This window comes from Legionella sp., assembly GCF_965140895.1.
In the GTDB taxonomy this organism is placed as follows: domain Bacteria; phylum Pseudomonadota; class Gammaproteobacteria; order Legionellales; family Legionellaceae; genus Legionella.
Window position 1 is genome coordinate 22,579 of the sequence record NZ_CBCSKT010000011.1, and the last position, 6,162, is coordinate 28,740.

A 6,162-nucleotide genomic window follows, 5' to 3' on the forward strand; every position below is an offset into this window, starting at 1 on the left:
AAAGCGTTTCCAGTTACATGTATCTTAAAAATTTCCTTGAAACCATTCTTTCATACGCAACCACAAGCCCTTAGAGTTTTCACTCATTGCCGGAACATTGTAGCGTGCATCGTATTGTTGCTGATATCCGTGCAACAGCAAACCTACACCCGTAGCAAACGCAGGATTTTCGGTAACCTCAGCCAATCCTGATACGTGTTGTGCATAACCTTTGCGCACTGGTGTTTCAAAACAAAGTTCTGCCAGCTCAATCGCGCCATGAACATTCGCCGCCCCCCCGGTAATTACAATACCCGCAGCCATGCGATCTTCAAAACCGCTGCGACGCAATTCATTGCGCACTAAAGTAAATAATTCTTCGTAGCGTGCTGAAACAACATCAGCTAAGGCCTTTGCTGAAATTTTTCTTCCTGGTCGCTCATTAACACTGGCAACCTCCAACATTTGAGTTGGATTTGCTAATTCAGGCAATGCACAGGCATGAGTTAATTTAATTGCTTCTGCTGCTTTAGTTGGAGTACGTAAAGCCATTGCAATATCATTGGTTACTTGATCACCAGCAATCGGAATTACTGCCGTATGCTGAATCGCGCCTTCAGAAAATATAGCAATGTCTGTGGTCCCTGCGCCAATATCAATCAAGCAAACACCTAAGTCTTTCTCATCATCAGTAAGCACTGCATGACTTGAAGCCAATTGTTCGAGGATAATATCACTCACGTCCAAACCACAGCGACGAACGCATTTCACAATGTTTTGTGCCGCACTCACCGAACCTGTCACTAAGTGTACACGTGACTCAAGACGCACACCCGCCATGCCAACAGGCTCACGAATGCTGCCTTGATAATCAATAATGAATTCTTGAGGCAGAATGTGTAGAATTTTTTGATCCGCAGGAATAGCAACCGCCTTTGCCGCATCAATCACTCGCGCCACATCGGCTTGCGACACTTCCTTTTCACGAATGGCAACGATACCATGTGAATTTAAGCTGCGTATGTGACTACCTGCGATCCCCGCATAAACTGTTCTGACTTCACAATTAGCCATCAACTCAGCTTCTTGTACTGCGCGCTGAATCGAATTAACTGTAGCCTCTATGTCAACAACTACACCGCGTTTTAAACCACGGGATGGATGACGACCAATCCCAATTACTTCGATTGTTCCATCGGAGGACACTTCACCTATCAGTGCATTAATTTTTGAGGTGCCTATATCCAAGCCAGTGATAATATTTTTTTCTATTTTCTTAGCCATTATCGTTCCGTTTGTTGTTTCCACTGCACTGCCATACCACGCGGATAGCGTAAGTCTACACTTGCCAGCTGCTCGATCTTTTGAGCAAATACAGCTGGATAGGCCTTACAAAATCGCAGCAATCGTGTTTCTAACTCGTTCTTTCCTAAGTATATTTTCATGTTACTTCCTATTAATAATACCCAGGATTGGTTATCTCTTAAATGCAGTCCAGTAGCATTCAATCCGTACATTGATAATATCTTACTCAATTTTTCGTAAACTTGTAAGACTTCTAGTTGCTGAGATGATGGTCCTTTTAACTTCGGTAGACTTAAATCACCAATATCAGAGCCTTCATTAAATAGCCGACCATCGCTGGTCATTAGTGAATTACCCCAAATTGCTACTGGTTTCTTTTCGATTAGCCTGATTTTTAACGTATCTGGCCAAACGCGCTCTACTATTGCCGTATCCACCCAAATCATTTCATTCAGTTCACTTTGCAGTGCACGTGCTGGCAATGCAAAAAAACTATCTCCTACATATTTTGCTAAAACATCCTCTAATTCTTTATGAGTCACATGTTCGTAACTTGCAGCCACTTTAATCGTGGTTATGGGAAAATACTCTGCATCAGATAGGTACCAATAACCCAGGCGCCCAGCCAATATTACTGCGCAGAGGATTAACCCCCAAAGCAGGAAAACATAGCGTAAACTCCCAGATTCATTGCTCCTGTTCGTACTCATTGCGCTCACAGATAATTAGTTACTAAATGTTTACGACAATTTTGATGAACTTGTGCAATAAGAATCAGTTCATCAAGCAAATCAGGATAAGCTAAACCACTCGCCTGCCATAACTTTGGATACATGCTTATGGAGGTAAAACCAGGCAAGGTATTAATTTCATTAAAATAAATAGTTTCTGTTTTCTCATTCACAAAGAAATCTACTCGCGCCATACCTTTGCATTTTAAACGAGTAAATACATCCGCAGAAGCTTGCTTTAATCGCTCAGCTAAAGCCGGACTTAAAAGGGCTGGAATAATTAAATCCGTTTGATTACTCTCGAGGTATTTTGCCGAGTAAGAATAAAAACCATCAGGATGATGAACGCAAACTTCACCCGCCATACTCACTCGTGGAGCAGCAGAGGGGTCTAGGCTTTCGAGTACCGATAGTTCTATCTCACGGCCTTCGATGAATGACTCTACTAAAATTTCTTCATCGTAGCGTAGCGCATCATCGACTGCAGCCAACAATTCGCTCATAGTTTTAGCTTTATGGATGCCCACACTTGAACCCATGGAACATGGCTTTACAAATAATGGCCAACCAAATTCAGTGACGACCTCTTGGCAGAAACGTTGTCGTTCTGCCGCTTGCGCATGCCAGGATAAAAGCGTGTAACGTGCTGATTGCAAACCCTCAATGCATGCCACACGGCGCGTCATGTCTTTGTCCATACCAATCGCTGAAGGTAAGACGTCACATCCAACATACGCGATACCAGCCAGTTCCAAAATTCCTTGTAAACAACCATCTTCATACAGTGGGCCATGAACTACAGGAAACACAACTTCGACATCAACAGCAAAACGTCCATCTATCAGTAAGCTTACTAAAGGCTTAGAGTGCTCGGTAACCACTGGAAGCTTGTCTTTATAGGCTAACAAATCTTCATATTGATGCACATGAAAAAGTCCCTCTTTATCCATGGCAATCGGGATAATATGGTATTTTTCTGCATCCAAATGAGTTAAAACAGATGCAGCCGAAACTAATGAAACTTCATGCTCTCCGGATTTTCCACCATAAAGCAATGCCAGATTGATTGGCTTGGACATTAAGCGTCTCCAATAATATGAACTTCGCGCATCAACTCAATAGTTGTTTGCTCACGAACTTTAGTTTGCACCAAATAAATCAATGCTTCAATATCAGCCGCAGAAGCTGAACCTTGATGATTGATAATAAAGTTGGCATGTTTCTGAGAAACCATAGCCCCCCCCAAACTAAATCCTTTTAAGCCACAAGACTCAATAAGTCGCGCCGAAAAATCTCCAGGAGGGTTACGAAATACCGACCCACAATTATATTCATTAGTAGGCTGAGTATTTGCCCGATGTGCTAATAAATCTTTGATGACCTGTAGTGACGTTTCTTTCTCACCTGAAGGCAACGTAAACGTAGCCGAAACAAACCATTCATCAACTGGTCCGGCTACATGCCGATAAGCTACCTCATATTCATCAGGTTTTCTTACCCTGATTTGTCCTGAACGATCCATAGTTTCCAGCTCGACAAGATATTGCCAGGTTTCGCCGCCATGGCAGCCTGCATTCATCCGCATAGCTCCCCCCATAGTACCTGGAATTCCTGCCCAAAATTCACCGCCAGAAAGGTTATTTCGCGCGCAAAAGCGAGCCATGCTAGCACAAGAAACGCCAGCCTCTACCTTTACGGTTTGCTCTCCTAGCAAATTGATTTCCTTGAGACATCCCTGAGTTAAGACTACGGTTCCTGAAAAACCAGTGTCTTTGATTAGGGAGTTAGAACCAAGCCCTAGCCATAACAAGGGCTCTCTTTGCGGCAAATTACGCAAAAATAAAGCCAAATCAGCCGCATTTGCCGGCTTATACATCTTGGCGGCAGGCCCGCCAACACGCCAGGTGGTGTATTCTGCCAAAGATTCATTATAAAGCAAAGTGCCTTGACATTCCGCAGTTAGCTCACAATCTTTTTCAGTGGTGCTCATCATCGATTCTCACAGTTCTTCTTTCATCAGGTTCACCGCAATTTGACCAATATTCCCAGCACCTTGCATTAGAATAACATCACCATCCTGGATAAATTCATCCAACACGGCCTTAAGCGAGCGTTCATTCACTAAAGTAACATTTTTGTCATTACTTTCGATCTCTTGCGCTAAGCTTTCACTGCTAATTCCAGGAATAGCTGCTTCACCAGCAGAATAAATATCAAATAAAAATAATTTGTCCGATAGCTTTAGTACATCGACAAATTGATCATGCAAAGACTGCGTTCTTGAATAACGATGAGGCTGGAACACATGCACTAAACGCTTATTCGGCCACACACGGCGAAACGCGTCGATTGTTGATAAAATTTCTTGTGGATGATGACCATAATCATCCACAATCAGCGCTGAACCACGCTCAAAATGTTTTTCACCCAACATTTGAAAACGACGACCAACCCCTTGAAACTTGGCAAGAGCATTCATAATGGCAGCATCGTCAACACCTAACTCGGTAGCAATCGCAATCGAGGCCAGAGCGTTTAATACATTATGTCGTCCTGGATATTGGAAGCGAATATTGAGCACTGCATGGGGTGCCGGACGAATTACGGTAAATTCGCTAATCAATTCATTCTGCGTCCAATCAACGGCTCGATAATGAGCATCGTCACTAAACCCATAAGTTAAGGTAGGTCGCTCAATTTGGGGCACGATACCGCGTACCTCGGGATCATCCACACAGACAACAGCAAGCCCATAGAATGGTAAATGATGTAAAAATTCAAGGAAGGTAGTTCTCAACTTATCAAAATTATCATCATAAGTGCTCATATGATCAGCATCAATATTAGTGACAATTGCCATCATAGGCTTGAGGAATAAGAATGAAGCATCGCTTTCATCAGCTTCGACGACAAAATAAGGTGACTGACCAAGCTTGGCATTCACACCTGCGCTATTTAATTTACCACCAATAACGAAGCTGGGATCTAGGCCCCCTTCTGCCAATAAGCTACTGACCAAACTCGTTGTGGTTGTCTTTCCGTGCGTTCCGGCAACCGCGATACCATGACGAAAACGCATTAATTCAGCAAGCATTGCAGCACGTGGGATGACCGGAATCATCTGCTCGCGAGCTGCCGCAACTTCAGGATTATCCATACCGACAGCAGAGGAACGTACGACAACATCCGCACCTTGAATGTGCTCTGCCTCATGGCCCAGGTAAACCGGAATACCTAAAGATTTTAATCGTTGTACCGTGCTGCTCTCACCTGCATCAGAGCCAGTGATGCGATATCCCTGATTATGCAATACCTCTGCAATACCACACATACCAACGCCACCAATTCCAACAAAATGAATTTGTTCAACACGCCCCATCCTTGGAGATATAAATGGTCCTGAATAACTCACAATTCCCCCTTATGCTGACAGCGGTTTTAATCCTAAAGCCTGCCAACGATTTTCATGATCAATGCGCAATAATAATGCTACGACCACACAATTAATTACCATACTTGCACCACCATAACTCATTAGTGGTAAAGTTAACCCTTTTGTAGGCAGTAAACCTGAGTTTACCCCCATGTTAATAGTTGCTTGTAGCCCTAACCAAAAGGTCAAACCATAGGCTGTATATGATGCAAAAAAACGTTCCTGCAAAAACGCATTGTACGCAATCGTCAGACCACGAAAAACCAAAATACTATACAAGGCAATGACCATCAAAATGCCCATTAAACCTAACTCTTCAGCTAATACTGCGAATAAAAAATCGGTGTGCGCTTCAGGTAGATACAATAACTTCTGAATACTCTCCCCTAGTCCTGCACCAAACCAACCACCACGCCCAAAGGCAATTAAGGACTGCGTCAACTGATAGCCACTATTATACTGATCAGCCCAGGGATCTAAAAATGCGGTTAAACGAGCAAGTCGGTAAGGAGAAGAAACCGCCAAGAAAGCCAGCGCGGCCATAACGATGAGTAATAGCCCTATATAATACCGTAATTTAACGCCAGCAAGAAATAACATAGCCATGACCGTACCGGAAATCACTACGGTTGCGCCAAAATCAGGCTCGCGTAACAGTAATATGGAAACCACACCCAACACCACCATAGGCTTGATGAAACCTAAAATACTTTC

At 43.3% G+C, this 6,162-nt stretch carries 6 protein-coding genes; all 6 read right to left on the reverse strand.

The features are described from left to right. Positions 1-24: 24 nt before the first annotated feature. A complete protein-coding gene (gene ftsA, locus ACQY7T_RS01740; protein WP_428410999.1) occupies positions 25-1,263 on the reverse strand; it encodes a cell division protein FtsA in 1,239 nt (412 codons plus the stop codon). Next, the gene (locus ACQY7T_RS01745; RefSeq protein WP_428411000.1) at positions 1,263-1,994 is read right to left on the reverse strand and encodes a cell division protein FtsQ/DivIB; all 732 of its coding nucleotides are present in this window, start codon (positions 1,992-1,994) and stop codon (positions 1,263-1,265) included. Before ACQY7T_RS01745 ends, ftsA begins: the two co-directional genes overlap by 1 nt. A 5-nt stretch (positions 1,995-1,999) precedes the next feature. After that, the gene (locus tag ACQY7T_RS01750) at positions 2,000-3,094 is read right to left on the reverse strand and encodes a D-alanine--D-alanine ligase family protein (protein ID WP_428411001.1); all 1,095 of its coding nucleotides are present in this window, start codon (positions 3,092-3,094) and stop codon (positions 2,000-2,002) included. After that, complete coding sequence (gene murB, locus ACQY7T_RS01755) at positions 3,094-4,005, reverse strand: UDP-N-acetylmuramate dehydrogenase (protein ID WP_428411004.1); 912 nt, start codon at positions 4,003-4,005, stop codon at positions 3,094-3,096. The genes ACQY7T_RS01750 and murB overlap by 1 nt, the downstream gene beginning before the upstream one ends. Before the next feature lie 9 nt (positions 4,006-4,014). Further along, a complete protein-coding gene (murC, locus tag ACQY7T_RS01760) occupies positions 4,015-5,394 on the reverse strand; it encodes a UDP-N-acetylmuramate--L-alanine ligase (protein ID WP_428411005.1) in 1,380 nt (459 codons plus the stop codon). Positions 5,395-5,436: 42 nt separating this feature from the next. Then, on the reverse strand, positions 5,437-6,162 hold a 726-nt coding region (locus ACQY7T_RS01765), incomplete at its 5' end, for a peptidoglycan glycosyltransferase FtsW (RefSeq protein ID WP_428411002.1).